Raw genomic sequence first — 26,385 nt, forward strand, 5'->3', positions numbered from 1 at the left:
ACATCCCTGTACCGACATAGCACCGCGATATACCGTTCATCCTGAACATACACGCTCCTTGCCATCAGGACAATGTACATCCTGCATTGACCTAATAAGCTACATCCTTGCACCGACATAGCACCGCGATATACCGTTCATCCTGAACATAAAAAAGGCGGTTATTAGCCGCCTTTTTTATGTGTGAGACGTTAACTATTGCTCATCACTGGGTGTACTGTCATCGCTTAACGAATCAGAACTTGACTCTGGACTGTCATGAGTCGTATTCGTTTCATCATTAGGGATATTTTCAGCGCCTGTATCAAGGGCTATGTCTAATTCTTCAATTTCATCAATACGTTGTAAGGCAACAACATGTTCGCCTTCCACTGTACGAATCACACGAACACCTTGGGTATTACGACCAATAACGCTCACTTCATTAACGCGTGTACGAACTAAGGTGCCATTATCAGTTATAACCATAATTTCATCAAGTTCATCTACTTGTACAGCGCCAACAACTTTACCGTTTCTCTCACTGACTTTAATAGAAACAACACCTTTAGTGGCTCTACTTTTCGCTGGGTATTCATGAAGGTCAGTGCGCTTACCAAAACCATTTTCAGTAATGGTTAAAATAGGTCCGTCATTCTTAGGTACAATTAACGAGACAACTTTTTGTCCCTCATCTAACCGAATACCACGCACACCTGTACCTGTTCTACCTATCGGTTTTAGTGCCCAACGCTGTTCACCTGTTTCAGGATCAAGCTTGACTTCACCGGTTTCACTATCGCGTACTTTTTCATTGAAACGCACGACTTTCCCAGCGTCTGAGAATAACATGATATCGTTGTTACCATCAGTAATATCGACCCCAATCAAGGTGTCGTCGTCACGTAGGTTTAAAGCAATAATACCGTTAGCTCTTTGGTTCTTATAAGCGGTTAACGCTGTTTTCTTCACAGTACCTGAAGCTGTTGCCATAATAATATATTTGTCTTCTTCGTATTCACGTACCGGTAGAATTGCGGTAATACGTTCACCGTTTTCTAATGGTAAAATGTTTACTATAGGACGACCGCGGGCAGTGCGGCTTGCTAATGGTAGCTGATAAACCTTCAGCCAATATAACTTGCCTCTGTCAGAGAAACATAAAATGGTGTCATGGGTATTTGCTATTAATAAGCGCTCAATGAAGTCTTCTTCTTTCATTTTAGTTGCGGCTTTACCTTTACCACCACGACGTTGCGCTTCATAATCACTTAATACTTGATACTTAACATAACCTTCATGGGAAAGGGTTACCACTACGTCTTCTTCTGTTATTAAGTCTTCTAATGACAAATCATGTGACGCATTGGTGATTTCAGTACGGCGTGCATCCCCAAATTCATCCCTAATAGCCACTAACTCTTCACAGATAACTTCCATTAACCGCTCAGGGCTTTCTAAGATATGCATTAACTCTGCAATAAGATCTAATAAATCTTTGTACTCATTTAGTATTTTTTCGTGCTCTAAACCGCTTAACTTATAAAGTTGTAGCTCTACAATGGCTTTCGCTTGAACAGGTGTTAAGTAATATTTGTCTTCACGAATACCAAATTGTGGCTCTAACCATTCAGGGCGGGCAGCATGTGTGCCAGCTCGTTCTAGCATGGCACTAACATTGCCTAATTCCCAGCCTTGAGCGACGAGTTGTTCTTCCGCTTCTTTTCTTGACGGTGAATTTTTCACTAACTCAATAATAGGCTCTATATTAGCAAGAGCAATAGATAAACCTTCTAATATGTGCGCTCTGTCTCGGGCTTTTCTCAGCTCAAAAATAGTACGGCGCGTAACCACTTCACGACGGTGCAGCACAAACTCTTCAAGCATTTCTTTCAGGTTAAATATTTTCGGTTGGCCATTACCTAATGCCACCATATTAAAACCAAAAGACACTTGCATTTGTGTTAATTTATAGAGGTTATTTAAAACGACTTCACCAACATCACCACGTTTAATTTCAATAACTACACGCATACCGTCTTTATCAGACTCATCACGTAATGCTGAAATACCTTCTAAACGTTTTTCTTTCACCAGCTCGGCCATTTTTTCAATTAGACGCGCTTTGTTTACTTGATAAGGTAATTCATGAACAATGATTGTTTCCCTACCAGACGTTTCGTGCACTTCTATTTCTGCACGTGCACGTATTTTTATTTTACCACGACCAGTGCGGTAGGCTTCTTCAATGCCGGCTCTACCACTTATAATAGCGGCAGTGGGGAAATCAGGGCCTGGTATGTGTGTGAGTAGTTCTTCAATACTAATGTCACTGTTTTCAATTAAGGCTAAGCAGCCGTTAATCACTTCAGTTAAATTGTGCGGTGGTATATTGGTTGCCATACCTACAGCAATACCTGAACCACCATTGATGAGTAAATTAGGAATGCGCGTTGGCATTACCGCTGGAATATGTTCAGTACCGTCGTAGTTAGGTACATAATCAACCGTTTCTTTGTCTAAATCAGCCAAGATTGAATGAGCAATTTTAGCCATTCTAATTTCGGTATAACGCATTGCTGCCGCGCTATCACCATCAACAGAGCCGAAGTTCCCTTGCCCATCAACCAACATATAACGTAATGAAAATGATTGCGCCATACGTACTATCGTATCATAAACAGCGGTATCACCATGAGGGTGATATTTACCTATAACATCACCAACTACACGGGCCGATTTTTTATAAGCTTTATTCCAATCATTTCCCAACACTTCCATGGCAAATAATACGCGACGGTGTACAGGTTTCAACCCATCTCGAACATCGGGTAACGCACGCCCAACAATTACGCTCATGGCGTAATCTAGATAAGAATTCTTCAACTCATCTTCAATATTTACCGGAACTATTTCTTTGGCCAGATCTGACATAAATAGACGTATCCCTTAACTTAAAATGGAACTAAAAAAGCATAATATTTATTATTGTTTTTTCATAAAAAAATATATAAAACAACGCAGCATAATAGCACAAAATTGGATGATGCCAAACAGCTTTATTTACCCATTTAGCTGATTTGTAAATGTGCTATAGAAGTGACGAAAAAAACAACACAATGACAACAGAATTGATCTGACCTATCGCTTTGTTCCTTATTCGCACTATGTTTCCTCTTTGCTTAGTGAAAGGTTTCGTTTAGAATCACTGCATTAAAATCAACTCGACTTAAGCATGACAATTACCATGACAGATAACATGACAGAAATGAAAAGTGCGCCTAATGTAAATGATGCTGAAATTGCAAAGTTTGAACAAATAGCAAGCCAATGGTGGGATTTAAGTGGTGACTTTAAGCCTCTACACCAAGTTAACCCGTTAAGGGTTCAATTTATCTGTCAGCATATTAGTGAACAACAAAGTGATATTTTTGGTAAAAATGTGATTGATGTTGGTTGTGGTGGTGGCATTTTGTCTGAGTCTTTAGCTAAGCTCGGTGCTAATGTGACCGGCATCGATATGGGAACAGAGCCACTCAACGTTGCTAAGCTGCACGCACTAGAGTCGGGGTTAACGATTAATTATGAAAAAATTACTGCAGAAGAGAAAGCACAACAAAACCCTGAAGGTTTTGACATGGTCACCTGTATGGAAATGTTAGAACACGTGCCAGATCCCTCTTCTATAGTTAATGCTTGTGCAAATTTAGTTAAACCTGGTGGCTTAGTGTTTTTTTCAACGCTAAATAAAACAATAAAATCTTATTTACTGGCTATTTTAGCTGCGGAAAAAATATTCAAAATTGTGCCCAACGGTACCCATGAGCATGATAAATTCATCAAACCTTCACAACTGATTGGCTGGGCTGAAGAGTTTGGCTTAAATTGTATTGATGCAAGTGGTATTCATTACAACCCAATTTCTGAAAACCACAAGCTAGCGCCTAATTTAGATGTTAACTATATTTTATGTTGCCAAAAAATTTAACCTTATATGCTGTATAAAGCAGGATTTTATGTTGCTAAAAAGATAAACGTCCCTTTTTCAATCAAGTTGTTCAAACTATAAACCAAAAACAATAAACTATTGATTTACAATGATATAAAGTTAAACAATTCAAATTAATAGGGTGAATTATAAAAATCAATTAAAAATAATTTAAATATTTTTACGCTGTTTTTTATTTTAAAATAAAGGTTGATTTTAGCAAGTTGCTAAAGCTTTTGATGGTACTAGGTTAGTCATTACTAACCTAGTACCATCAAGTAAAAAATCAACCCCAAATGATAAAATTTTAGCCCTTGCAAAAACGTTAAAACCTCATTATCTTGTGTCTATATTTACACAAACCCCTAGATGTTGTGCATGCGTCATTTGTAGCATGTTTTTGGCGTATGCAAAAAAGCACAACTATTTAAGCACCCTTTAGTAAACATTAATCGCAGTTTAATTTACTAAAGAAAACTATAACAATTTACACCACAGGTCTTTCATGAATAATAATCTTTTTGTTACCAAGCGAAATGGCGAAAAAGAACCCATTGATTTAGAAAAAATTCACCGTGTTATTGCTTGGGCTGCAGAAAACCTTGATAACGTTTCTGTTTCTCAGGTTGAGTTAAAGTCTCATATACAATTTTATGACGGTATCAAAACTGCAGATATTCATGAAACCATAATTAAGTCTGCTGCGGATCTTATTTCAGAAGATACACCAGATTATCAATACCTAGCGGCTAGACTTGCTGTATTCCACCTTCGTAAAAAAGCCTATGGCCAATTTGAGCCGCCTACTTTATATCAACACGTTGTTAATATGGTTGAGTCTGGTAAATATGACGAGCATATATTAGTTGATTACGATGAAAGCGACTTTGAGCACATGTCACTGTTTTTAGATCATAGCCGTGATCTTAACTTTAGTTATGCGGCAATTAAGCAGCTTGAAGGTAAATATTTAGTGCAAAACCGCGTTAATGGTGAAATATATGAAAGTGCCCAGTTTTTATATCTTTTAGTGGCTGCCTGTTTATTTGCTAAATACCCTAAAGAGACACGCTTAAGTTATGTCAAAGGTTTTTATAACGCGATATCAACGTTTAAAATTTCACTTCCGACCCCTATTATGGCCGGCGTTAGAACCCCTACACGTCAGTTTTCATCTTGTGTTTTAATCGAGTGTGACGATTCATTAGACTCTATTAACGCCACCTCTAGCGCTATTGTTAAATATGTGTCTCAACGCGCTGGCATTGGTGTTAATGCGGGAAGGATTCGTGCTTTAGGTAGTACTATACGCAACGGTGAGGCTTTTCATACCGGCTGTATTCCTTTTTATAAACATTTTCAAACTGCAGTTAAAAGCTGTTCACAAGGCGGTGTACGTGGCGGTGCAGCGACATTATTTTACCCGCTATGGCATTTAGAAGTAGAAAGCTTGCTGGTACTCAAAAACAACCGGGGTGTTGAAGAAAACCGTGTTCGCCATTTAGACTATGGTGTTCAGTTTAATAAAGTGATGTATCAACGCTTGATCAAAGGCGGACATATCACCTTGTTTAGCCCAAGTGATGTCCCTGGCCTTTACGACGCATTTTTTGAAGATCAAGACAAATTTGAAGCGCTTTACCTGCAATATGAAAATGATGAGTCAATTCGCAAAAAACGTATTAAAGCAATTGAGCTATTTACCTTGTTCGCGCAAGAGCGTGCTAGTACTGGCCGTATATATTTACAAAATGTTGATCACTGTAACACTCACAGTCCTTTCGACCCAAGTAAAGCGCCTATTCGTCAAAGTAACTTGTGCCTAGAGATTGCTCTACCAACCAAGCCAATGTCGAACGTGAATGATGAAGATGGCGAAATTGCACTGTGTACATTATCAGCCTTCAACTTAGGCGCTATTGAGTCTCTTGATGAGTTAGAAGAATTGGCTGAATTAGCCGTACGTGCGCTTGACAATTTGCTTGATTATCAAGACTACCCTATTCCAGCAGCGCGAAATGCAAGCTTAGCGCGTCGAACATTAGGGATAGGTGTGATTAACTATGCTTACTATTTAGCGAAAAATGGTTTGTATTACTCAAACGGCAGTGCCAACAATTTAACGCATAAAACGTTTGAAGCTATTCAATATTACTTGTTAAAGGCAAGTAATAACTTAGCAAAAGAAAAAGGCGCTTGCCCTAAGTTTAATGAAACGCGACTTGCCCAAGGTATTTTACCCATAGACACCTATAAAAAGGTGATTGATGATATTACCGCTGAACCACTGCATTTAGACTGGGAGTCTTTACGTGCAAGTATTCAAGAGCATGGTGTGCGTAACTCAACGGTGTCAGCTTTAATGCCTTCAGAAACCTCATCTCAAATATCTAATGCCACTAATGGTATAGAGCCACCACGTGGTTTAATTAGTATTAAAGCCAGTAAAGACGGTGTTCTCAAGCAAGTAGTGCCTGAATACCAACGGCTTAAAGACAACTACGAGCTACTGTGGAATATGCCAAGTAATGAAGGATATTTAGAGCTTGTTGGTATTATGCAAAAGTTTATTGACCAAACCATCTCGACCAATACTAATTACGACCCAGCTAAATTTGACGGTGGTAAAGTTCCCATTAAACAAGTGCTCAAAGATATTTTAACCGCTTATAAACTGGGTATTAAAACTATGTATTACCATAACACTCGAGACGGTGCGAGCGATGATGTATCGGTTGAAGATGATGATTGCGCGGGCGGTGCTTGTAAAATTTAAGGGGCACAGCTTATTAAAGTGTCCGCTATTTAACGTAAATTATTAGCATAAGTTAAAACAATCAATGAGCCAAGTCATGTGACTGGGTTCATTATTGTTGCCGTTGTTAAAAACTGCTTTAAAAGCAAACGCTTTAACGAGATGGCAACCTATTAAGGAAAGACAACAAATGATGTATACCACCTTTAATCAAACCCCTAACAATGCCTTACTTGAACCGATGTTTTTAGGCAACAGTGTCAATGTTTCTCGCTATGACCAGCAACGCTACATCGCCTTTGAAAGACTAATAGAAAAACAACTTTCATTTTTTTGGCGACCTGAAGAAGTCGATGTGTCAAAAGATCGCGCAGATTGGCAAGGCTTAACTGACTCTGAAAAGCATATATTCATTTCTAACCTAAAGTACCAAACACTGCTTGACTCAATGGCGGCACGTTCAGTAAATGCGGTTTTTTTACCATTGGTTTCTTTACCTGAAGTTGAGACCTGGGTAGAAACATGGGCTTTTAGTGAAACTATTCACTCTCGCTCTTACACCCATATTTTACGTAATTTATTTACCGAGCCCGGTGAAGTTTTTGATGACATCATTGTTAACCCAGCCATTTTAAAACGTGCTACGAGTATTGCAAAATACTTTGACGAGGTTATTTTAACCACGCAGTTACTGCAATCGCAAGGGGAAGGCAGTTATGAAGTTAATGGGAAAACTATTGAGGTAAACTTACGTAAACTTAAAGAACGGTTATATTTAGCCGTTTGCTCTGTCAATGCGCTTGAAGCTATTCGCTTTTATGTAAGTTTTGCTTGCTCTTTTGCTTTTGCTGAACGTGAATTACTAGAAGGTAACGCTAAAATAATCAAGCTGATAGCACGCGATGAAGCACTCCATTTAACGGGTACTCAGCATATTTTAAACTTATGGGCGTCAGGCAAAGATGACCCTGAAATGGCAGAAGTTAGTAAGGATATGCGTGAGGCTGGCTTACAAATATTTTTAGACGTGGTAGAGCAAGAGAAAGAATGGGCAAAATACTTATTTAAAGATGGCTCAATGATAGGTTTAAATGCTGAAATACTAAATCAATATATTGAATATATTTCAAACCAACGCCTGACAGCGATTGGCTTTGAAGCACAGTTTGATATAAAAAGTAACCCATTACCATGGATGAACTCTTATTTAGTAAGTGACAATGTACAAGTAGCGCCACAAGAAACAGAAATTTCAAGCTATTTGGTTGGTCAAGTAGATTCAAGCATTGAAGCTGATGATTTTGACGATTTTGACCTATAGTTTCTATGTCTTTTAATATCACCATTGAGGATCGTAACATCACGTTCCTCAAAGAAGATAAAAATATATTGAACACACTAGAAAAAGAGAACATAGAATCTCATTTTCATTGCCGAGATGGATTTTGTGGTGCGTGTCGTTGCTCATTAAAAAAGGGTACTGTCGAATACAGCCAGTACCCTTTAGCGTATATAGGTGACAATGAAATACTCACCTGCTGCGCTTATCCAACCTCTGACATAGTGATCGAAATAGATTAACGCTGTAAGCAGGGCCTGCCCATGTTTTCGCTACTTAGTCGCTTTTTTGTTCATTAACTGACCATACTTCTCAGCTAAGAACGCGGCGGAAACTCCGTGTAATAAAGTACTCATCCAAACAGCATTAATTGCTACCACCAATATGGCTTGGCTATGCTCAGGTAATATTTGATGTGAAACTAACAGTGCAAATAGGGCAGTAGCCAAGCCTCTTGGGCCAAACCACCCCATAAATAAGCGCGTTATTGCTGTTGTTTTTGAACCTAACAAGGATAAATATATAGCAACAGGCCTGATAACAAAAAGACTTACTAATATGTAGCCTGCCACAGGTAGCGTAAGTTGCTCAATCGCCTGAGGCAATAAGCCTATACCTATTGTCGTAAATGCAGCCCATACTAACATTTGAGCGTCTGACTCAGTAAACTTATATATAAACCGGCATTGACCTTTAACAATATTACCAAAGGTTAGCCCAGCGATAAATGCTGAGATAAACCCATTACCGCCTAGCAGAGTAGCAGCGATATAGCTAATACCAGACAGTGCAAGCACACCAATACCTTCATAAACACTGGTAGTATATTGATGAGACTCTACAAATAAAAAAACCTTACCGCTGCACCAACCTATAACAACGCCAGCTACTATAGCAATTAACACTTGCCCCGCTCCTAACAATAACCAGTCGAGGTATGTTGCAGAAGGGGTTTCATGTATCGCTAAAAAACCTGCAAAAAATAAAATAATTGGCAATGCAAGACCATCATTTAAACCGCTTTCTACCGACAATGTTTGACGTTCGTCTTCAGGTACTTTTTTATTACTAATCACTGCTTGGCTTAGGGCTGCGTCAGTAGGAGCAAGTATGGCTGCAGATAACGCTACCAGTGCTATTGACCACGTGGGTAAAAACAACATGCCAGCAACAGTACCGAACAATACTGCAAGCGGTAAACCAAGTATTAACATACGAAGTGGTAAAGTATTTTGAGCTTTTAAGTGTTTTAAGTTGACTTGCGATGCATCTAAAAATAAAAGCACAACTAGCGTTATTTCTGCCAGTAAATACAGCACTTCCTGGGCGTCATTTATCTGCATAATATTAAGGGATGCAATAGCAAAACCAGCACTGATAAACACCATGGGCGCTGAAATAATGGTTGAAGATAACCGCTTAGCGATCAATGAGTAAGCTCCTAAGCAAAATAAAATAACTAAAATACCTATTTCCATTGATGTTAACGCCTTACGTGTTTTGTGTGCCCTAAATAGCGATACTGAAATTAACTATCGCCTTGAGTCAGTATACTTAATTATTAAGTTTTGTCTGCTTTAGATCCTCGACTACCGTTGTGCTTGGTTACTTTATCGTGGTAGATAAAATATCATTACCACACAAAAGATAACAATCCCCCAAAATGCTTTCACAAAAAAACTCACCTTGCTTCGCCTGTCGTTTGGGTGCTTTAACGGCAACGCCATACCACAATGTTGGCAATGCTCGTCTGTGTCCTTGTTATCGCCCTGACAATAAAGGCATTTTTTACTTTTGTTACTCATAACGGCTTCCCTTAATTTCTATTACTTTGCTCTACTGCCATAGTACTTTTCTTGTCTTATTGTGATGTTAACTGATGATATAATTGAGGTAAACGTAATGGTAATTGCTCAGGCCTTAAAATAACAGTAAAGCCATCTGCACCAAAAAGGTAAGGTAAATAAGCTTGTGCGTCGGTATCAACCGTAATACAAAAAGGTTTAATACCTAAACGCTTTGCTTCGTTTATCGCATGATGAGTGTCTTCTATACCGAAGCGGCCTTCATAATGGTCAATATCATTGGGCTTACCATCAGTTAAAATAAGCAGTAACTTCTCACTGGTTTTTTGCTCATTTATCACCTGTGTTGCTTGGCGAATGGCAGCCCCCATACGGGTATAAAAACCCGGTCTTATAGCTTGTATACGCCCTCTTACCTCATCACTGTACTTTTCATTAAAGTTTTTTAGCAGAGTAAAGCGAACATTATGTCGTTTAACTGAAGAGAAACCATACATGGCAAAGTTATCACCCACTGATTGTAATGCTTCACCAAAGAGTAATAAGCTGTCTTGTACTACGTCAATCACTCGGCTTTCATTGTTTAAGTGCGCATCAGTAGACATAGATAAATCTGCTAATAATAAGCAAGATAAGTCGCGATTATTGCCACGAAACGATTTAAATAAACCTTTTTCAGCACTCGCTGAGACTTGGCTTTCCACATGAAAATCTAACCAAGCACTTAAGTCGATTTCTTCGCCTTGGGGTTGGGCTTTAAGCCAATAACGAACACTGCGTAATTGCTCAAACTGCGCTTGTATAATTTTTGATGTTTTTTGTAGTCGTACTGGCAATCTTGCCGCTTTTGCGTCTTTAGGTAGCATAGGTTGTAATAAGCAGCGATCAGCTTGCAACACTTGCTGTTTGTAATGCCATTCGGGTAATTTTATCCCTTCACCTAGGGGGATGTCGTCTTCTGAAGCTGAAGGTAAATCAAGATCTATTTTAATTTGTGCACTTCTTTGTTTTTCTTGTTCTTTGGCTAGGGTAATTTTATCAAGATCTTCGACTGTTTTAGAGTTGTCTTGATCATCATCACTGTCATCACAACCGCGATCAAGTTTAGAAAATTCACTCCAAGAAAATAAGCTTTCAAGTCGAAAAATCATCATGCCTTCGCGCTCATTCGGTGAGTCTGCCCGTTCGGCTTTCTTTCTGCTGGTGTCAGATTTTTTTGCCGTCTTTTTCTTCTCTTCTTCCTCTACTTCATTTTCGTCAACGTCTAGGTATTCAGCCATGAGTATTTCTTCTGAACTCGCGCTCGGGTATAGCCATAAATAAACCGCTTTGGGGGCAAAGTTAACCATGGGAAACTCAGTTACCGCCCCAGGTGTTAAAATAGCTTTAACAATAGCGCGCTCCATTACCTGTTCTGCTTTAGGTAGTTTGTTTGCCTCTGGCCGGCTGGCAACAAAGGCCTTTGCTAGGCGTGTATAACGATTAGCGAGGGCTGGATACTTTGCTAACACGTCAACAACTAAGGTTTGGTTGTCTTTGGCCCAGTGGGTAAAGCGGCCACTGTGGTGCGACGCCAATACCGCTAACCAAATATAGAGATCATAATTTAATGATTTATCATCAAAAATAGCAAGCGACTCTGGTAGACGTAAACTTTCTTCGTCTTGCCAAGCTAAACTTACCAATTGGGTGTCACCAGATATTTTTTGAATTAAGCTTTTACGACTTAAGTATTCTCGCCCTGACGCGGCTTCTACCCGCTTTACCGCATCGCCACCTAACGCACGAAAAACCATGCCCACAGATTTATTCACTTCATCAAATGAGACACGAGCATGATCATATTCAGCGCTTGCTTTACGCGTAATATACTTATGCCAAATACCACCAACCCACTCTTCCATAACCCTAAAACCATTGAACAAATAAAGAATAATGTCATTGTATCAAAAGCGATTATTTTATACCTGATTTGGGTCAAGAATATTGAACTACGAGCTAATAAAAACACAAACAATAAGGAGTAAAGTTTTACCTTACTTTCATAGCTTACTTTGGCACGCTGCAAAAACAAACTGTACCTAGCACCGTTAAAAAACAGGAAGCTTATGTGACATAGCACGCGCTATATTGAGCATACCAATAAGTACAAAGCCGGTATGTAGTACAGAAAAATAAAAGATGGTTACCATCATAGGAACATCAAATTGGGCAGAAAGCATGATGTAAATAGCAGGAATGACCACTAATAAAATGCCACTAAGGGCCGAAACTTGTACAGCCCTGATCAAATGTATTCTATTATAATTGGAGATTCGCTTAGCTTGACCGCGCTGCATCCGCATTTTAACTAAAAAATAAAGAAGTAATAAAAAGCCAATAATAGGGAGAAATACTAAGTTAGCTAAATAGAATGATTGAAAAAGCATCGCTGGTTTGTTTTCTTGGTTTGACTTCATGCTTCCCCCTATTATTCGTTAGCCAACCTTTAGTCATCTACCTTCACGTTAACCATATACCTTAGCCATTAGTTTATCAATAAACCCGCGAACTAACTTCCCTTGACTAAGCCAGATCACCATAACTAGTGGCAAATGCTCTCTTAAACTAAATAAATAAGGCCGATTACAATAGGGAGTATAATCACATAGCTTAATAACGCATATCGCCAACGTTTAGGAGCGGTTTTTAGTTCCATAAAAATATCGCTAACCTGCTGCCCTTTAAAAAAAACAATAAATAACACTATACTAATAAAGACCACTTTCGGTGCACTCAACAATGCTAAAAATGAACCTATATAAGCAGATATTACTGTTAACAGTAGCAATAAAAGCCAACTGAGGGTAAATTTTTTATTTGAATTAAGCTGTGCCATGAAGCTGATTCCAATTTAATTAAATTACATAAACCAACGGAAATAAAATAATCCAAAGTAAATCAACCATGTGCCAATAACTGGCACCTGATTCAAAGCCAGAGATGTTGGTTTCGTTATATTCATTTTTCGCGGCTTTAATGGCAACCGCAGCAAGAATAACCATACCTAACAATACATGCATTAAGTGAAAGGCGGTGATCAAAAAGTAGAGTGTAAAAAAAGTATTAGTTTCAATATCTATACCCTGCTGAAATAACGATGAATATTCCATCATTTTTACCACTATATATAAACAAGCAACAAGTTTAGCCACCACCAACAATTTTGCCGCCTGCTTACCATCACCCCGATGCATTTTATTCAACGCTAGCGCGACAAAGTAGCTACTGGTAATGAGGGTTAGGGTATTAATCAAGCCCGACATTTGATGTACTTTGCTCTTACTTTGGCTAAACATATCAGCATTAAGTTGCTCTGAAACAGCAAAACCAATAAACAAAAGGGCAAAAACACTCAACTCGGCCAAAATAAATACCCACATGGCTAAGTCACCTGGCAACCGACTCGTTAAATCTGAAGTTTGTTTTATTTCAGCTTGTTTGTTTTGTACTGGTGTAGTGGTGATATTATCCATGCGTTACAAGGGTGACCTTAGGTTACTTCATTGGGATTACAGTAAAATTATTAGCTTACTCATCAAAATATACTTTAGCGACATCCATCAAGGCCTTCACTGTTTGAGGGTCGTCAGATAATGGCTCAGCTAAACAACACCGGCACACATCTAAAACATTCATGCCAGTACTTATCATTCGGGCTGCATAAATTAATAAACGTGTTGAAGCCACTTCATCTAAGTCATTTTGCTCTAGCTTTCTTAACGCTCCTGCTAGCTCAACTAATTTAAAGGCTAAATGTGCATCAACACCTGTCTCTTTTATGAGTATTTGTTGCTCTACTTCTGCACTAGGGTAATCAAAACGTAAGGCAACAAAGCGTTGCTTGGTACTAGGTTTCATTCCTTTTAACAAGTTTTGATAACCTGGGTTATATGAAACAACCAGCATAAAGCCGGGTGCTGCTTCAAGTAACTCCCCCGTTCTTTCAAGCGGTAATACACGTCTGTCATCAGCAAGTGGGTGCAGAACAACCGTGGTATCTTTGCGCGCTTCAACCACTTCATCTAAGTAACAAATTCCCCCTTCTCTTACTGCTCTCGTTAATGGACCATCTTGCCAATAGGTACCTTGCGGGCCAATTAAATGCCGGCCTACCAAGTCTGCTGCGGTTAAATCATCATGACAAGCCACTGTGTATAATGGTTTATTTAATTTATTAGCCATATGCGCAACAAAACGTGTTTTACCACAGCCCGTTGGCCCCTTAATTAAAACAGGTAACTGGTGTTCAAAGGCATGGGTAAATAAGGTGACTTCATTGCTTTGTTCTTGGTAAAAAAACTCATTTGTAGACATAGTGATTATTAAACTCGGTAAAAATTTCTTGAGAGTAAAATACCCTAGCGGTAAGCAAAGTACAAACTCAGATCGCGCCATCGTTGACAAGGATCATTGAAAAACTAGCTATTAACACAATAAATTGTTTTTTCTCCTGCGCTACAAGCTTTTATCTTTTAAATTATATTAACTTTAGTTAAACTTGACCTCTTGATATTTTCTCATTGCAAGCCATTTTTTCTGCTTAAACACGACTTAGCCTATTGGCTTACAGTAAGCTTGCTTAGGCTATATTTTGTGTACGGCGGGCTTAACTGGTGTATTGCTTTTAAACCAGTGCTAGGGGTAGAACAGGGATGACATTAACGGCGGAGCAACAAACAGTGTTTCAAACACGTCATGCGTAATAAGTAAGCCTCATAAATAGTAAAGATAACAACAAAATATAGGAAAACACATGTTTTATTTAATTTACAGTGAAGATGTTGTCAACAGTTTAGCAAAAAGACTCTCTGTTAGAGACCTTCATTTAGCTCGCTTACGTGCGCTGCAAGATGAAGGTCGCTTATTAGTTGCAGGCCCCTGCCCAGCCATTGACAGCAACGAACCCGGCGAGGCTGGTTTTACTGGCTCTTTAATTATTGCCGAGTTCAGTAATTTAGCACAAGCGCAAGCATGGGCGAATGCCGACCCTTATATTGCTGCAGGCGTTTATGAGAAAGTAACGGTAAAACCATATAAAAAAGTATTGCCTACTTAAAAATTAGGCAGCAAACATTGAGCTATTCTTCATTGTTCAGATGAGCCATGCTTGATTATTACCACCAAAAGGCTGTTAACGAGCGACATCTGTTATTGGCCTTAAGTAGATTACCTATAATTAACAACATTACGAAAATGACAAAAATTACAGTAGTTTTAGCCGTGTTAACACTTATGCCCTATTTGTTTTTAGTGCCCGCGCATGCACAGGTAACATTAGAAGATTGTGAAAAAATGGTGCCCGCCACTGAACAGCAATCTCGTTGTTTTGATAGTGTCAAAGCGATTGTTAATGATGAACTACAAATTTGGGTAAATAGTCATATTTTAAACTTAGAGGAAAGCACCTCTCATACTAGCCGTACTTCGGCTTTAACGCTGTTTAAACGTGCGCAAAATAATTTTATTACCTTTCGGGAAAATGAGTGTCGCTGGCAGTACTTTTCAGTTTCACCAGAAAAAACGTCTAAAATGACCTATAAAAAGTGTTTTATCTTAGTAACAAAAAACCGTATTGCTCAGCTTAGCAATACCCCTTAGTTACCTGACACAGGCTCGGTTTGTTCAAGCTGTTTAACTTCTTGTGTTACGCTGTCTTCATCGCTTAACAAAATAGCTAACCAGCGCCCTTCTAACGAGCTCTCTAGGCCTATTTTTAAAATCATCGTTAACGGGACACTGAGTAACATACCTACCGTACCTAGTAACCATCCCCAAAAGATTAAAGATAAAAAAACCACCAAGGTTGATAAACCTAAACCTTTACCTAAATACCTTGGTTCAACCATATTTCCCATTACCATATTAATAGCAATATAACCTAAACCAATAAAGCCAGCTTCAGCCAACCCCAATTGTAAGGCGGCTAAAGTCACCGCAGGTACTGCGGCAATAATAGAGCCGATATTAGGGATGTAATTAAGTAAGAAAGCAAAAACCCCCCATAATAGATAAAAATCTAAACCAAAAGCCCATAGCATTAGCGACACAATGATACCAGTAGCAATACTAACCATAGTTTTTATAGCAATATAATGGTTCACTGACGCCAAAAATCGTTCAATTTGCTTTAAGCGCATTTCTGGGTCGTCTAAAGCAAAATGTAACTTAAGTGGGAATGACGATGCTTCAAATAACATGAAAACAACCGTAAGGATAATTAAGAACAGGTTAGCCATGACAGAGCCAAAGCCGCTAAGCATATTCGCCGCCATGCCCATGGCTGCAGAAGGGTCAAAATATTCAAACAATATAGCCGAGGATATTTGAATATTATAGCGGGATAAAAAAGCCACTAACCAGGTAAACTGCTCTTGTAATTGCGCTCTATATTGAGGAATTAGACCGGATAGTTCATTTAATGATTGGCCAACTAACCCCGCTAACGACAACGCAATAATAACAAAAATACCAATCACTAAAATCACCGAAATTGCTTTGGGTATTTTATAGTCACTTGCTTTGGTTACTAATGGGTTAAAAATAATGGCAATAAATAACGATAATAAAAAAGGAACCACAATATTTGCTGCCACTTTTATTCCGGCAAAAATAATAAATATTGCTGCCACCGTCACAAAACCTTTAACCATTGAATCGTTTTTAGCTGGTAAAATCATAAATTAAAATTCTTATTGTTACTGTTATTGACCGTTAAACGAGTATGCTTTAACACTTGTCGTTAAACTCTACCACCTAAATACAATTATTTTTATATCTATTGGGTAATTTTTATTTTAAGTCGTGCGCCATAGTTACTCAACTCGTAACTTGTCGCCCACTAACCCAGCTTCCTCAGTAGAGCCTGCGTGTTTTGACGCATTGTTTGGGCAACCATGAGGTAACCAATGCTTGCCACAAAAATAGCGCCACTTGCTGGCCCTAGTAACCAAATATAGGGATGTAGTCGGCCTTCAAGGTTAAAGATCTGCTGCTGAATTATTAAGAGCGTAATATCAGACACTATCGCAGCAACTAAACCAGAAATTGCCCCCAGTAATAAAAACTCATACAGTGTTGCTAACTTAATTAAGCGCCTTTTGGCACCTAATGTACGTAAGATAACCACTTCTTGTAAACGCTCAGATAAACTAGCTTGTACTTGCGAAATAAGCACTAATGCGCCACTAATTAATACAATAGAGAGTACAAAGCCTATTGCCAGTGTCACTTGAGAGATAATTGACTGTGCTTGCTCGATACGTGATTTAATGTCTATCATACTAATTGTTGGATAGCGCTGGAGTAAGCCACTCATATCTTTAGTATCGCTATTTTGTAATTGCGCAGCACTAAAATAGGTAACAGGCACTTTCCCTGCCATGTTAGGGCTGAGGATCATAAAAAAGTTAGGCTTAATATTTCCCCAATTAACACTTCTAAAGCTGGTTACTTTAGCCTTAAATTTTTGCTCATTCACTAATAGTGTCAATGTATCTCCTAGCTTCAAGCCTAGGGCGTCTTTCCATCCTTCAAAAACTGATACTTCTAGTTCATCTGTACTATTAATATCTGCACTAAACCATTGCCCTTGTGTTATTTCATTACCGTCTGGTAAATCGCTTAACCAGGTTAAATTTGGCTCTCTCCTTGCACCTCTGCGTGCATCGTTGTCTCTTTCTTCGCCTTCTTGTTTTGATACTCTCCTTGCATATTCCTCACCATTTACCGCGTCAACTCGTCCTCTAAATACAGGATAAAATGCTTCATGTGGAATACCTTTTTCTTGAAAAAACTGCGTGATAGGTTCAACTTCTTGTTCGCCAATATTAATGATGAACATATTGGGTGCATCATCAGGTATTTGCATTTGCCAGTCTGAAATCATGTCATTTTGTAACACAACTAAAAACAGCATTAATTTAATAGCCAAAGCGAAACTTATTAATTGGATCGCATTAGCGTTGGCTCTTTTTTGCAAGGTAGCAATCGCTAACGACCAACTAGTTCCAGGCCTTAGCCCTAAACGACGTCCTGCTGAAAAAAACAACCTTGAAATGGCGAATAAAATAACGATCACCAATAAGGTTGAGCCAAATAAAAGTAAGGTTGTCTTAATTTCGCCACTAAATAACCACATTAAGGCAAAAATGGTAATAAGCGATAAAGCGACATGAACACGACTTAACGCTAGGGTGTCACCTAAATTACGGCGCAACACCCGAAGTGGTGGAATGTCAAAAAGGTCTAACAAGGGTTTAAGTGAAAACATTAGCGCGCAAATAATGCCAATAAAAATCGCTAAAAACCAAGGTCTAAAACCTGATTCTGGTAACTCTGTCGCCATGACTTGTGCTAAATAGCTAGCGCCAATGCTCTGCAAAATAAAACCAACGGCCAAGCCCGCTACAATAGAAAACACGGTTACCAAGCTAAGGTGTAGCAAAAATATATTTCGTATGGTTTTACGACTGCCTCCTAAGGTTTTCATCATAGCGACCGGGTCATATTGGCGTTCGCAATAGCGTTTTGCTGAAACAGCCATAGCCACCGCCGCTAACATTATGCCAAATAAACCCGCCAACAGTAAAAAACGCTCAGCCCGATCTAAATTATTACCCAACGGGGATTGTTTGTCTTTTATCCCTTCCCAAGTTTGATTACTTTTAAGCTGTGGTTTTAACCAAGTATAAAAAGCTGCTAAATTTTGCTCTGAACCTGCAAAAAGTAGACGATGAAAAACTCGGCTACCTGCCTGTACTGCTTTTGTGGTGGCGATATCGTCATAATTTAACAATACACGCTTATTACCTGACAACGAAAAAAAGGGGGCATCTGGCTCTGATACCAATATTTTGCTAATTAAAAAGTTGCCTGCCCCTAATTCAACCGTATCCCCCACCTTGACTTTAAGCGGATAGAATAAAGCTTCACTCAGCCAAACAGCACCTTTGTTGGGCCCTGTTCCAACAGTATAAGGTGCGCCATTTAAACTATCTTTAATGGTGATTTTGCCTCGCAGCGGATACGAAGCTGTTGTTGCCTTAACCGCGCCTAACACTAACTCGTCATTAGCAAATAACATAGAGTCAAAAAATAACATTTGTGCGGTATCAAGCCCCTGCGCTTTAGCCTGACTGAGTATTTCAGGCTCAAAACCATGATTACTTGATAACCGCCTATCCCCGGCTATAAAGTCACTGCTTTTTTGCTCAATATTTAAGCCAATGCGCTCTGTGATAGATGACAAACTAAAAATCGTTAACACCGCTAGTGCAATTGCCGCAAAAATAATAGTGAGCTCACCACGGCGAAATTCACGAACAAATAGTTTTAACGCTAACTTAGCCCACATTACTTGTTACCCCTTCACTTGCTACCCCTTCACTAATTTTTTCAAGCTCTCCCCCTTCAATATGAAGAATACGCTGACATTTCTTAGCTAGCTGTTCGTCATGGGTTACCAATATTAAGGTGGTGCCGTTTTGTTTATTTAAGTCAAACAATAAGGCTTCAATTAAATGGCCATTTTTACTATCAAGGTTGGCTGAAGGCTCATCAGCAAAGAGTATTTTAGGTGAGCCGATAAATGCCCGAGCAATGGCAACGCGCTGCTGCTCCCCCCCTGACAATTGAGATGGGTAATGTTCTAGCCTATGTGATAAGCCAACTTTTTCTAATAATGTTAACGCTTCTTCTTTAGCTTTTTTCTCTCCTGCTAGTTCGGCAGGTAGCATAACATTTTCAAGCGCAGTAAGACTTTGAACTAACATAAACGATTGAAAAACAAAACCAATTTTTTCAGCTCTGACCCGCGCTCGCGCTTCTTCATCAAGGGTACTTAATGCTTCACCGTCTAAGTGAATATCTCCTTCACTTGCCACATCGAGTCCAGCCAACAAACTAAGTAAGGTAGACTTACCTGACCCCGAAGCACCAACAATAGCAACTGACTCACCCGACTTAACAGAAAAATTAATATCGTTAAGGATGGTTAGGCTTCCTTCTAGCGTGCTAACATGTTTACTTAACCCTGATACCTGAATAACATTTGATTGAGAAAGTACTGGCATGACTCGTTTTTTCCTAAATTCCGTTGTTGTTATAATGTTAACATGTTTGTCATTTACAACGATTGCTAAAGATAAAATATTACTTATTGGTGACAGCTTAAGCGCAGGCTATGGCATAGAGCAAGCCCAAGCTTGGGTTTATTTGTTACAAAATAAACTAGATGAAAATAACCACGATATTAGCATTATTAACACTGCAATTAGCGGCCAAACAACCGACAACGCCTTACTAAAAATAGATGCCTGGCTTAACACCCACAAACCAAGCCATGTATTAATTGAATTGGGTGGCAATGACGGTATAAGGGGCTTCCCAGTAAAACTGCTACAAAAGCATTTAACCGAGTTAATCACTAAAAGCCAAGCGCAAGGTGCTAAAGTAGCGTTAATGGAAATTCAAATCCCGCCAAACTTAGGCGTAAGATACACCAGCTTATTTACCAATAGCTATCACAAAGTAGCAAAAGCAACTGGTGCTTATTTGATGCCCTACTTTATGATAGAAGTTGCTACTGACCCAAGCCTAATGTTAAACGATAATTTGCACCCAAACGCTAAAGCACAGCCACTGATTAGAGATTTTATGTATTTAGAAATAAATAAATGGCTACGACAATAAGCTTTCTAGTATAATTAGGTAATATTTTCCCCTGAACCACTGTAAATTGTTATTGTAAATATTATAAGATATCAACAAGTAAACTTTTTCAAACCGACTCATATAAGTATGATCATAAGTCTGCATTTTTATCAGTATATCATTACCAGCAAACAACTTAATTAGAGCTACCTATGGACTTTATCTGGATTTTTTTCGCTTTTATCTGTGGTTTAGCAGTAAAAACCTTTTCTCTTCCTCCTTCAATTGGCTACTTAATCGCCGGCTTTATTTTAAACTTTATGGGCTATCAGGCAGATGACAGCCTAACCATTCTAAGTAACCTAGGTATTACTTTAATGCTATTTACCATTGGCTTAAAGCTTAATATTAAGAGTTTATTTAAGAATGAAATTTGGTTAGCCAGCTCTTTACACACCCTACTTTGGCTAGTAGCTGCTGTTGTTATTATTAAGTTATTTACTATCTCAGCGATTGGTTATTTTTCTAATTTAGATATATTAACAGCAACACTGATTGTTTTTGCTTTAAGCTTTAGTAGTACTGTGTGCGTTATAAAGCTATTAGAAGAAAATGGTGAAATGCGTACTCGCCATGGCAAGTTAGCCGTAGGCATTCTAGTTATACAAGATATTGTTGCCGTTATTTTCTTAGTTGTTGCCACTGGCAAAACCCCCTCTGTGTGGGCATTAGCCTTACTGTTGATGTTTTTTATTAAGCCTATTATTAACAAAGTTGTTGACCATGTTGGCCATGGCGAATTACTACCGCTGACCGGTTTTTTTATTGCTTTGGGTAGTTACGAGTTATTTGAATTAGTTAATATAAAAGGCGACCTAGGCGCCTTGTTAGTTGGTATATTTCTGTCATCACATATGAAAGCAACTGAAATAAACAAATCACTGTTAAGTTTTAAAGACATGTTTTTAATAGGTTTCTTTTTATCAATAGGGTTCAGTGCCATTCCCACGTTAGAAATGCTTGGCTTAGCAGTTATGCTCGTGTTAATTATCCCATTAAAGTTTATTTTGTTTTTTGGTTTGCTCAGTCTTTTTAAAGTTCGTTGTCGAACGTCCTATTTATCGGCTTTGGCACTGAGTAACTTTAGTGAGTTTGGTTTAATTGTTGCGACCATCAGCGTTTCAAATAACTGGTTAAGTAGTGTTTGGTTAGTGATTTTAGCCTTAGCTGTTTCTATGTCATTTATTATCACTAATATCCTTTATCCCCATGCTCATACCTTTTTTAGTAAGCACAAAGCCTTTTTTCATAAATTTGAGCGTAAAGAATATTTAGCAGAAGATTCTTTTTCTCAACCTGAAGAAGCTCCTATTGTTATTATAGGTATGGGCCGTGTTGGTATGGGGGCTTATCAAGCAATCTCTGAGCATAGTAGCAAACACGTTTGGGGATTAGAGGCTGACCCAGAAAAAAGTGAAACATTAAAAAAACAAGGCTTACAAGTTTATAATGGTGATGCGGAAGATGCTTTTTTCTGGGAACGTATTAATCTAACAAAACTACAACTTGTGCTACTTGCCTTACCTAATGTTATTGACAGTGTCAGTGTATGTACGCAATTAAGAACCGCTGGGTACAAAGGAAAGATAGCCGCTATTGCACGTTATGACGATGAGCGCAATGAATTAGAAGCACTAGGTATTGATAAAGTATTCAACTTTTATACTGAAGCTGGGGTTGGTTTTGCTGACGAGAGTATGGCGTTAATTGAAGCATCAGCGGGTTAAGTTGTGCTAACCAGTCGTATACTATATGCACCGCAGATACACGATTAGCTTTGTGTTATATAAAAAATTCGCATTCCGCATTTTTTACACTACACTTAATCAACAGGGGCAGCACTCGCACTAATATAAAAGTTTGTGCCAATATACTGAACATGAGTATTGTGCTCCTTTATTCAGTGATAAAGCTGTAATAACAAAGAAAATGCTCGTAGAAAAACCTAATAACATAAAGTAGCATCAATTAGGTAGGTAAACCAAGTTAGTTATAACGTAAAGCGCATGGCTCAAGCCCCTTTGGGCCACCCATCTTAAGCTCAAGCTATAATAGCTTGAGCTTTTTTTATAAGCATTCTATTCTTTATTGCCCCAGAATTAGTATAGCATTCAGCGTCAATCAAATTGGCTCCAGAATAACTTACACCTCAAAACCTAACAAACGAGACATTTCATCCGCGGTAGATTTAATATTGTTATGGACGAAATCAGTATCCACAGAATGTGAACCATCTAAAAAACCAATAAATGGCACCACTAACGCGGCTGCAATTTGGCCGGTATCATCAAACACAGGGTAACCAATATCCTTAACACCATGCGCTTGTGCGCTCACAAGGCTTTCATACCCTTGTGTAACTATATTATTAAGAATACTCTGGAATGCTTTTTTATTCGGTTTTGAATGACTTCTTGGTATTCTTTTAAGCATCAACTCTCTTTTTTCCGCATCTGAAAATGCTAATAACAAGTGACCTGAACAAGTATTCATGAGTGGCGCTTCCGCACCTAATCTAACACTAAAAATACGGGCAGATGGGGAGTCTTGCTGAACAACAACATGTCCCTTCCCTTCATAATAGATCACCAAATGACAAGACTGCTCTATAGTGTATGACAAGCGGTGCATTAGTGGGTTAGCTAATGAAGTTAGCCTTTTTATCGGTGGAAACCTATTGGCTAAACCAAACATCTTTAACGTTAGTCTATATTTGTCATTATCTTTTGAGGTTTCAATATACCCTCGTTGTTCTAACACAGCTAACATCCTAAACAACTCACCCACTGACTTATTTAGCCTTCTAGTAATATCGGTAATATTTAGACCGTCCACTTCACTAGACAATAGCTCCAGTAAATCTAGCCCTTTTTCAAGCGCAGGTGCCGAGTAATGTTTTTTTGTGGTTTTTTCAGTCATGTCAATGATGTCCTACCAGAAGTAAACTTTTTTAAAGATAATAATATTGAACGTAATCCATAAAAGTATACCTTAAACAGTCCCTTTGAAAAGCATAATTGTACTCCTAACACGATGTTAATGGCTTAAAGTCACACCGCCATTATTAACTCTGCTATCACAAGCGTTATGCAGGTTAGGACTTTATTTAATGCTCGTTTAAAGAAAATATTTCATCCATTAATTGCCACTTCTCTTGCGTGTTGTTACTACCTTCAACTTTTTGAAACTTTTCCATTAACTGCTCCCACTCTTGTACTTTGGCATTTTTTTTATCACTTCTAGCTTTAGCCTTAAAGTCAAAAGATTCATTTACCTCCAATACCATAATTAAGCATGTATTTAACCGGTAGATAGACATATTCTCAATTCCAGAAGCTTTAATACTCGATATTACTTCTGGCCATACCTGCCCTTTCTTGTGATATGCCTCATATAAGCTAATTAATTCCGGATCATCATTTAATGTTAATGTTAGACAATATTGCATTTTAACTCGTCCTTTTTCTTATGGGGTGATGAATAAAATTAACTCTATAACCGTATATAGCAATAACTAAGAAGCATATTAAGGGCATTACAAATGAGGTTTGAACTGAAGATAGAGATGAAATCATCGGTGGCAAGTCAATCAAATATGCTTGTAATGGTGGCATTAAAGCACCACCTACTATTGCCATAACTAACCCCGCCGACGCTAAACTTGCATCATCTCCCATCCCTTCTAGTGCAATACCATAAATGGTTGGAAACATAAGCGACATACACGCAGAAATACCAATTAAACTATAAAGACCAATTAAACCATCAAGCATGATAGCACCTAGAGTAAAAAATACAGCGCCGCAAGACAGTAGCATTAACATTTTTCCAGCCTTGATATAACTCAACATAAACGTACAAATAAAGCGGTTTAATAAAAATATAGCCATGGCTATAATGTTATAGTTTTGAGCCTCTGAAGCCGTTAGCCCAACAACTGTCATCCCATAGTGAATAATAAAAGTCCAACACATAATTTGTGCGCCTACATAAAATGCCTGAGCTATAACACCTTCAAGGTATTGTTTATTAGCAAATAAGCGTTTAAAAGTGTCTTTTAACTCTTTTTTGGTAAGCGAGTTGCCGTGAGACATGGTGTTGGGTAGTTTGGTAAGTAAAAACCACAGTAATAATAAAGTCACTATTATTGCTATAGCTACGTAAGGACCTCTCACTGTCACTAAGTCTGCTGCTTGCATTGCTTGGTGTTCGATGGGATTTGTAACAGAAAAGTTTTGTAAGGCCGACGTTAATTTACCATCAACAACTGAAGGTAGCATTTCTGCATATTCAGGATTAGCTTGCATTTCAGCAGAGCGGAATTCTTCCACTTGAAGCTTGTTAAGTATATAAGTAGAGGCAACAAACATCCCTGTTAGTGAGCCAATGGGGTTAAAGGCTTGTGCTAAGTTTAACCGTTGGGTTGCCGTGCTTTTATGCCCCATGGATAAAATATAGGGATTCGCCGTTGTTTCCAGTAATGCCAAGCCACACGTAATAATACAAAGTGCAGCTAAGAAAAAATTAAACTCCATTGTAATGCTGGCCGGTATAAATAAAATTGCCCCAATGGCATACAGGAGCAAACCTAATAAAATACCCGCTTTATATGTAAAACTTCTAATAAAAATAGCTGCCGGAATAGCCATAATTCCATAACCTAAGTAAAAGGCAAATTGCACCATACTACTTTGTACATTAGAAATTAAAAAAATATCTTTAAATGCCTTTACTAACGGATTAGTTACATCATTGGCAAAGCCCCATAGGGGAAATAAAATAGCAACCATTATAAAAGGAATGACCATTTTTTTCGATATAATTGGAACACTCTTTTCTAAGGAGACACCTGAGTTCACTTGCTCGGTCATAAACATTACTCTTTACTTTTCATTCGTTAAATAAATTACAATCTACTTGTTGTTTATTGCTTACTTTTAATTTATTACTTCGATAACTTCAATTGATTTTTTAGCATTATTTTCAACTTCTTCAGCATTAACCGTATGTATAAGGGGCATACTAAGAGCGGTTACCGCCATACCTTTTATCGCTATGTTGACGAGTTTCGTTGCTTTAGTCTGCACAAAGCTATTTAAGCCTGTTGAATTATTCACTTTACTCTCCTAATAATAATTAAATTAACCTTCTCTTTTTGGAAGGTTTTTTGCTTTTATATTTAGAATTATTTTTTATATACAAAGCAAACTTAGATTTACATAATAATTTTATATATGCAATTTATTTTTACACTTAAAAGAGCTATTTAATTTAACAACTAAAAATCAACAACTTATAAATTAAAAAGTGTAAACCATTAACGATTCTGATGAGCGAACCAATTAAACCACCCTAAAAACGGTTAAATTTAAAAAAGTATTGACTTATATATGCGCAAGCATTAAGTTTCACATACAAACAGTAATTTTATATATAAAATTACCTATATATGTATTAGAGAATAAAATGATAGACAGAAAATTTGTATTATTAAATAAAGCAGATAACGTCCTGGTTTGCTGTCAAACAGCTAATGCTGGTGAATGGGTAAAGTTAACTAACATAGCGCTTAAGCTTGAAAACAACATAGAAGTTGGCCATAAGGTTGCCTGTCATAATATAGCTAAAGGAGAAAGCATTATGCGGTATGGGGTACCTATAGGGTCAGCAACAGTTGATATAACCATAGGCAGTCATGTTCATTTACATAATATGAAAAGTGATTACATTCCTAGTCATACCAGACAATCAACAGTTGGAGAATAAC

The 26,385-nt window shown here is 38.1% G+C and carries 24 protein-coding genes; 9 read left to right on the forward strand and 15 right to left on the reverse strand.

What is annotated here, in order from left to right:
* Window positions 1-195: 195 nt before the first annotated feature.
* Window positions 196-2,913: a DNA topoisomerase (ATP-hydrolyzing) subunit A gene (gyrA, locus tag AC0UA9_RS14390; RefSeq protein WP_475660936.1), complete on the reverse strand. Its 2,718-nt coding sequence runs from the start codon at window positions 2,911-2,913 to the stop codon at window positions 196-198.
* A gap of 334 nt (window positions 2,914-3,247) precedes the next feature.
* Here gyrA and ubiG point away from each other — a divergent pair, with 334 nt between their 5' ends.
* The 4 genes from ubiG to yfaE all read left to right on the forward strand — a co-directional run bounded on the left by ubiG (window position 3,248) and on the right by yfaE (window position 8,303).
* On the forward strand, window positions 3,248-3,967 hold the full coding sequence (gene ubiG / locus AC0UA9_RS14395) for a bifunctional 2-polyprenyl-6-hydroxyphenol methylase/3-demethylubiquinol 3-O-methyltransferase UbiG (protein WP_475661029.1): 720 nt from the start codon (window positions 3,248-3,250) through the stop codon (window positions 3,965-3,967).
* Window positions 3,968-4,472: 505 nt separating this feature from the next.
* On the forward strand, window positions 4,473-6,743 hold the full coding sequence (nrdA, locus tag AC0UA9_RS14400) for a class 1a ribonucleoside-diphosphate reductase subunit alpha (protein WP_475660938.1): 2,271 nt from the start codon (window positions 4,473-4,475) through the stop codon (window positions 6,741-6,743).
* A gap of 169 nt (window positions 6,744-6,912) precedes the next feature.
* Window positions 6,913-8,043 (forward strand): class Ia ribonucleoside-diphosphate reductase subunit beta, encoded by a 1,131-nt coding sequence (gene nrdB, locus AC0UA9_RS14405; protein ID WP_475660940.1) that lies wholly within the window; start codon window positions 6,913-6,915, stop codon window positions 8,041-8,043.
* 5 nt (window positions 8,044-8,048) lie between these two features.
* Window positions 8,049-8,303 (forward strand): class I ribonucleotide reductase maintenance protein YfaE, encoded by a 255-nt coding sequence (yfaE, locus tag AC0UA9_RS14410; RefSeq protein WP_475660942.1) that lies wholly within the window; start codon window positions 8,049-8,051, stop codon window positions 8,301-8,303.
* A 30-nt stretch (window positions 8,304-8,333) separates the two neighbouring features.
* Here the strand turns inward: yfaE and AC0UA9_RS14415 are convergent, their stop codons facing one another.
* The 7 genes from AC0UA9_RS14415 to AC0UA9_RS14445 all read right to left on the reverse strand — a co-directional run bounded on the left by AC0UA9_RS14415 (window position 8,334) and on the right by AC0UA9_RS14445 (window position 14,222).
* Window positions 8,334-9,539 carry a cation:proton antiporter gene (locus AC0UA9_RS14415; protein ID WP_475660943.1) on the reverse strand — a complete coding sequence of 402 codons (1,206 nt, stop codon included), beginning with the start codon at window positions 9,537-9,539 and terminating at the stop codon, window positions 8,334-8,336.
* Window positions 9,540-9,671: 132 nt separating this feature from the next.
* Complete coding sequence (locus tag AC0UA9_RS14420) at window positions 9,672-9,866, reverse strand: DnrP protein (RefSeq protein ID WP_475660944.1); 195 nt, start codon at window positions 9,864-9,866, stop codon at window positions 9,672-9,674.
* Window positions 9,867-9,922: 56 nt separating this feature from the next.
* A complete protein-coding gene (locus tag AC0UA9_RS14425; RefSeq protein WP_475660946.1) occupies window positions 9,923-11,770 on the reverse strand; it encodes a nitric oxide reductase activation protein NorD in 1,848 nt (615 codons plus the stop codon).
* Window positions 11,771-11,956: 186 nt separating this feature from the next.
* Window positions 11,957-12,325 (reverse strand): hypothetical protein, encoded by a 369-nt coding sequence (locus AC0UA9_RS14430; protein ID WP_475660948.1) that lies wholly within the window; start codon window positions 12,323-12,325, stop codon window positions 11,957-11,959.
* A 143-nt stretch (window positions 12,326-12,468) separates the two neighbouring features.
* Window positions 12,469-12,744 carry a cytochrome C oxidase subunit IV family protein gene (locus tag AC0UA9_RS14435; protein WP_475660949.1) on the reverse strand — a complete coding sequence of 92 codons (276 nt, stop codon included), beginning with the start codon at window positions 12,742-12,744 and terminating at the stop codon, window positions 12,469-12,471.
* Window positions 12,745-12,763: 19 nt separating this feature from the next.
* Complete coding sequence (locus AC0UA9_RS14440) at window positions 12,764-13,381, reverse strand: cytochrome c oxidase subunit 3 family protein (protein ID WP_475660951.1); 618 nt, start codon at window positions 13,379-13,381, stop codon at window positions 12,764-12,766.
* A gap of 55 nt (window positions 13,382-13,436) precedes the next feature.
* Window positions 13,437-14,222: an AAA family ATPase gene (locus AC0UA9_RS14445; RefSeq protein WP_475660954.1), complete on the reverse strand. Its 786-nt coding sequence runs from the start codon at window positions 14,220-14,222 to the stop codon at window positions 13,437-13,439.
* Window positions 14,223-14,661: 439 nt separating this feature from the next.
* Between AC0UA9_RS14445 and AC0UA9_RS14450 the strand changes: the two genes are divergently transcribed.
* Window positions 14,662-14,964 (forward strand): YciI family protein, encoded by a 303-nt coding sequence (locus AC0UA9_RS14450; protein ID WP_475660955.1) that lies wholly within the window; start codon window positions 14,662-14,664, stop codon window positions 14,962-14,964.
* 137 nt (window positions 14,965-15,101) lie between these two features.
* Entirely contained in the window at window positions 15,102-15,506 is a 405-nt protein-coding gene (locus AC0UA9_RS14455; RefSeq protein WP_475660957.1) for a lysozyme inhibitor LprI family protein, read from the forward strand.
* Here the strand turns inward: AC0UA9_RS14455 and AC0UA9_RS14460 are convergent.
* The 3 genes from AC0UA9_RS14460 to AC0UA9_RS14470 form a co-directional block, all read right to left on the reverse strand.
* Complete coding sequence (locus AC0UA9_RS14460; protein ID WP_475660959.1) at window positions 15,503-16,585, reverse strand: AI-2E family transporter; 1,083 nt, start codon at window positions 16,583-16,585, stop codon at window positions 15,503-15,505. The genes AC0UA9_RS14455 and AC0UA9_RS14460 overlap by 4 nt on opposite strands.
* Window positions 16,586-16,746: 161 nt before the next feature.
* The gene (locus AC0UA9_RS14465; protein WP_475660961.1) at window positions 16,747-19,260 is read right to left on the reverse strand and encodes an ABC transporter permease; all 2,514 of its coding nucleotides are present in this window, start codon (window positions 19,258-19,260) and stop codon (window positions 16,747-16,749) included.
* Window positions 19,250-19,978 carry an ABC transporter ATP-binding protein gene (locus AC0UA9_RS14470; protein WP_475660963.1) on the reverse strand — a complete coding sequence of 243 codons (729 nt, stop codon included), beginning with the start codon at window positions 19,976-19,978 and terminating at the stop codon, window positions 19,250-19,252. Before AC0UA9_RS14470 ends, AC0UA9_RS14465 begins: the two co-directional genes overlap by 11 nt.
* On the opposite strand from AC0UA9_RS14470, the gene AC0UA9_RS14475 reads away from it, so the two are divergent.
* Window positions 19,977-20,597: an arylesterase gene (locus tag AC0UA9_RS14475; RefSeq protein ID WP_475660964.1), complete on the forward strand. Its 621-nt coding sequence runs from the start codon at window positions 19,977-19,979 to the stop codon at window positions 20,595-20,597. The genes AC0UA9_RS14470 and AC0UA9_RS14475 overlap by 2 nt on opposite strands.
* A 173-nt stretch (window positions 20,598-20,770) precedes the next feature.
* Window positions 20,771-22,345 carry a cation:proton antiporter domain-containing protein gene (locus tag AC0UA9_RS14480; RefSeq protein WP_475660966.1) on the forward strand — a complete coding sequence of 525 codons (1,575 nt, stop codon included), beginning with the start codon at window positions 20,771-20,773 and terminating at the stop codon, window positions 22,343-22,345.
* A gap of 415 nt (window positions 22,346-22,760) precedes the next feature.
* Here the strand turns inward: AC0UA9_RS14480 and AC0UA9_RS14485 are convergent, their stop codons facing one another.
* The 4 genes from AC0UA9_RS14485 to AC0UA9_RS14500 form a co-directional block, all read right to left on the reverse strand.
* Window positions 22,761-23,537: an IclR family transcriptional regulator gene (locus AC0UA9_RS14485; protein WP_475660967.1), complete on the reverse strand. Its 777-nt coding sequence runs from the start codon at window positions 23,535-23,537 to the stop codon at window positions 22,761-22,763.
* A gap of 187 nt (window positions 23,538-23,724) precedes the next feature.
* Entirely contained in the window at window positions 23,725-24,066 is a 342-nt protein-coding gene (locus tag AC0UA9_RS14490) for an L-rhamnose mutarotase (RefSeq protein ID WP_475660969.1), read from the reverse strand.
* 1 nt (window position 24,067) lies between these two features.
* Window positions 24,068-25,489 carry an L-fucose:H+ symporter permease gene (gene fucP, locus AC0UA9_RS14495; RefSeq protein ID WP_475660972.1) on the reverse strand — a complete coding sequence of 474 codons (1,422 nt, stop codon included), beginning with the start codon at window positions 25,487-25,489 and terminating at the stop codon, window positions 24,068-24,070.
* Window positions 25,490-25,555: 66 nt separating this feature from the next.
* Window positions 25,556-25,735 carry a hypothetical protein gene (locus AC0UA9_RS14500; protein WP_475660973.1) on the reverse strand — a complete coding sequence of 60 codons (180 nt, stop codon included), beginning with the start codon at window positions 25,733-25,735 and terminating at the stop codon, window positions 25,556-25,558.
* 349 nt (window positions 25,736-26,084) lie between these two features.
* On the opposite strand from AC0UA9_RS14500, the gene AC0UA9_RS14505 reads away from it, so the two are divergent.
* Window positions 26,085-26,384, forward strand: a complete 300-nt coding sequence (locus tag AC0UA9_RS14505) for a UxaA family hydrolase (RefSeq protein WP_475660974.1) — start codon at window positions 26,085-26,087, stop codon at window positions 26,382-26,384.
* Window position 26,385: the final 1 nt, after the last annotated feature.

Source organism: Colwellia sp. F1 (genome assembly GCF_056238625.1).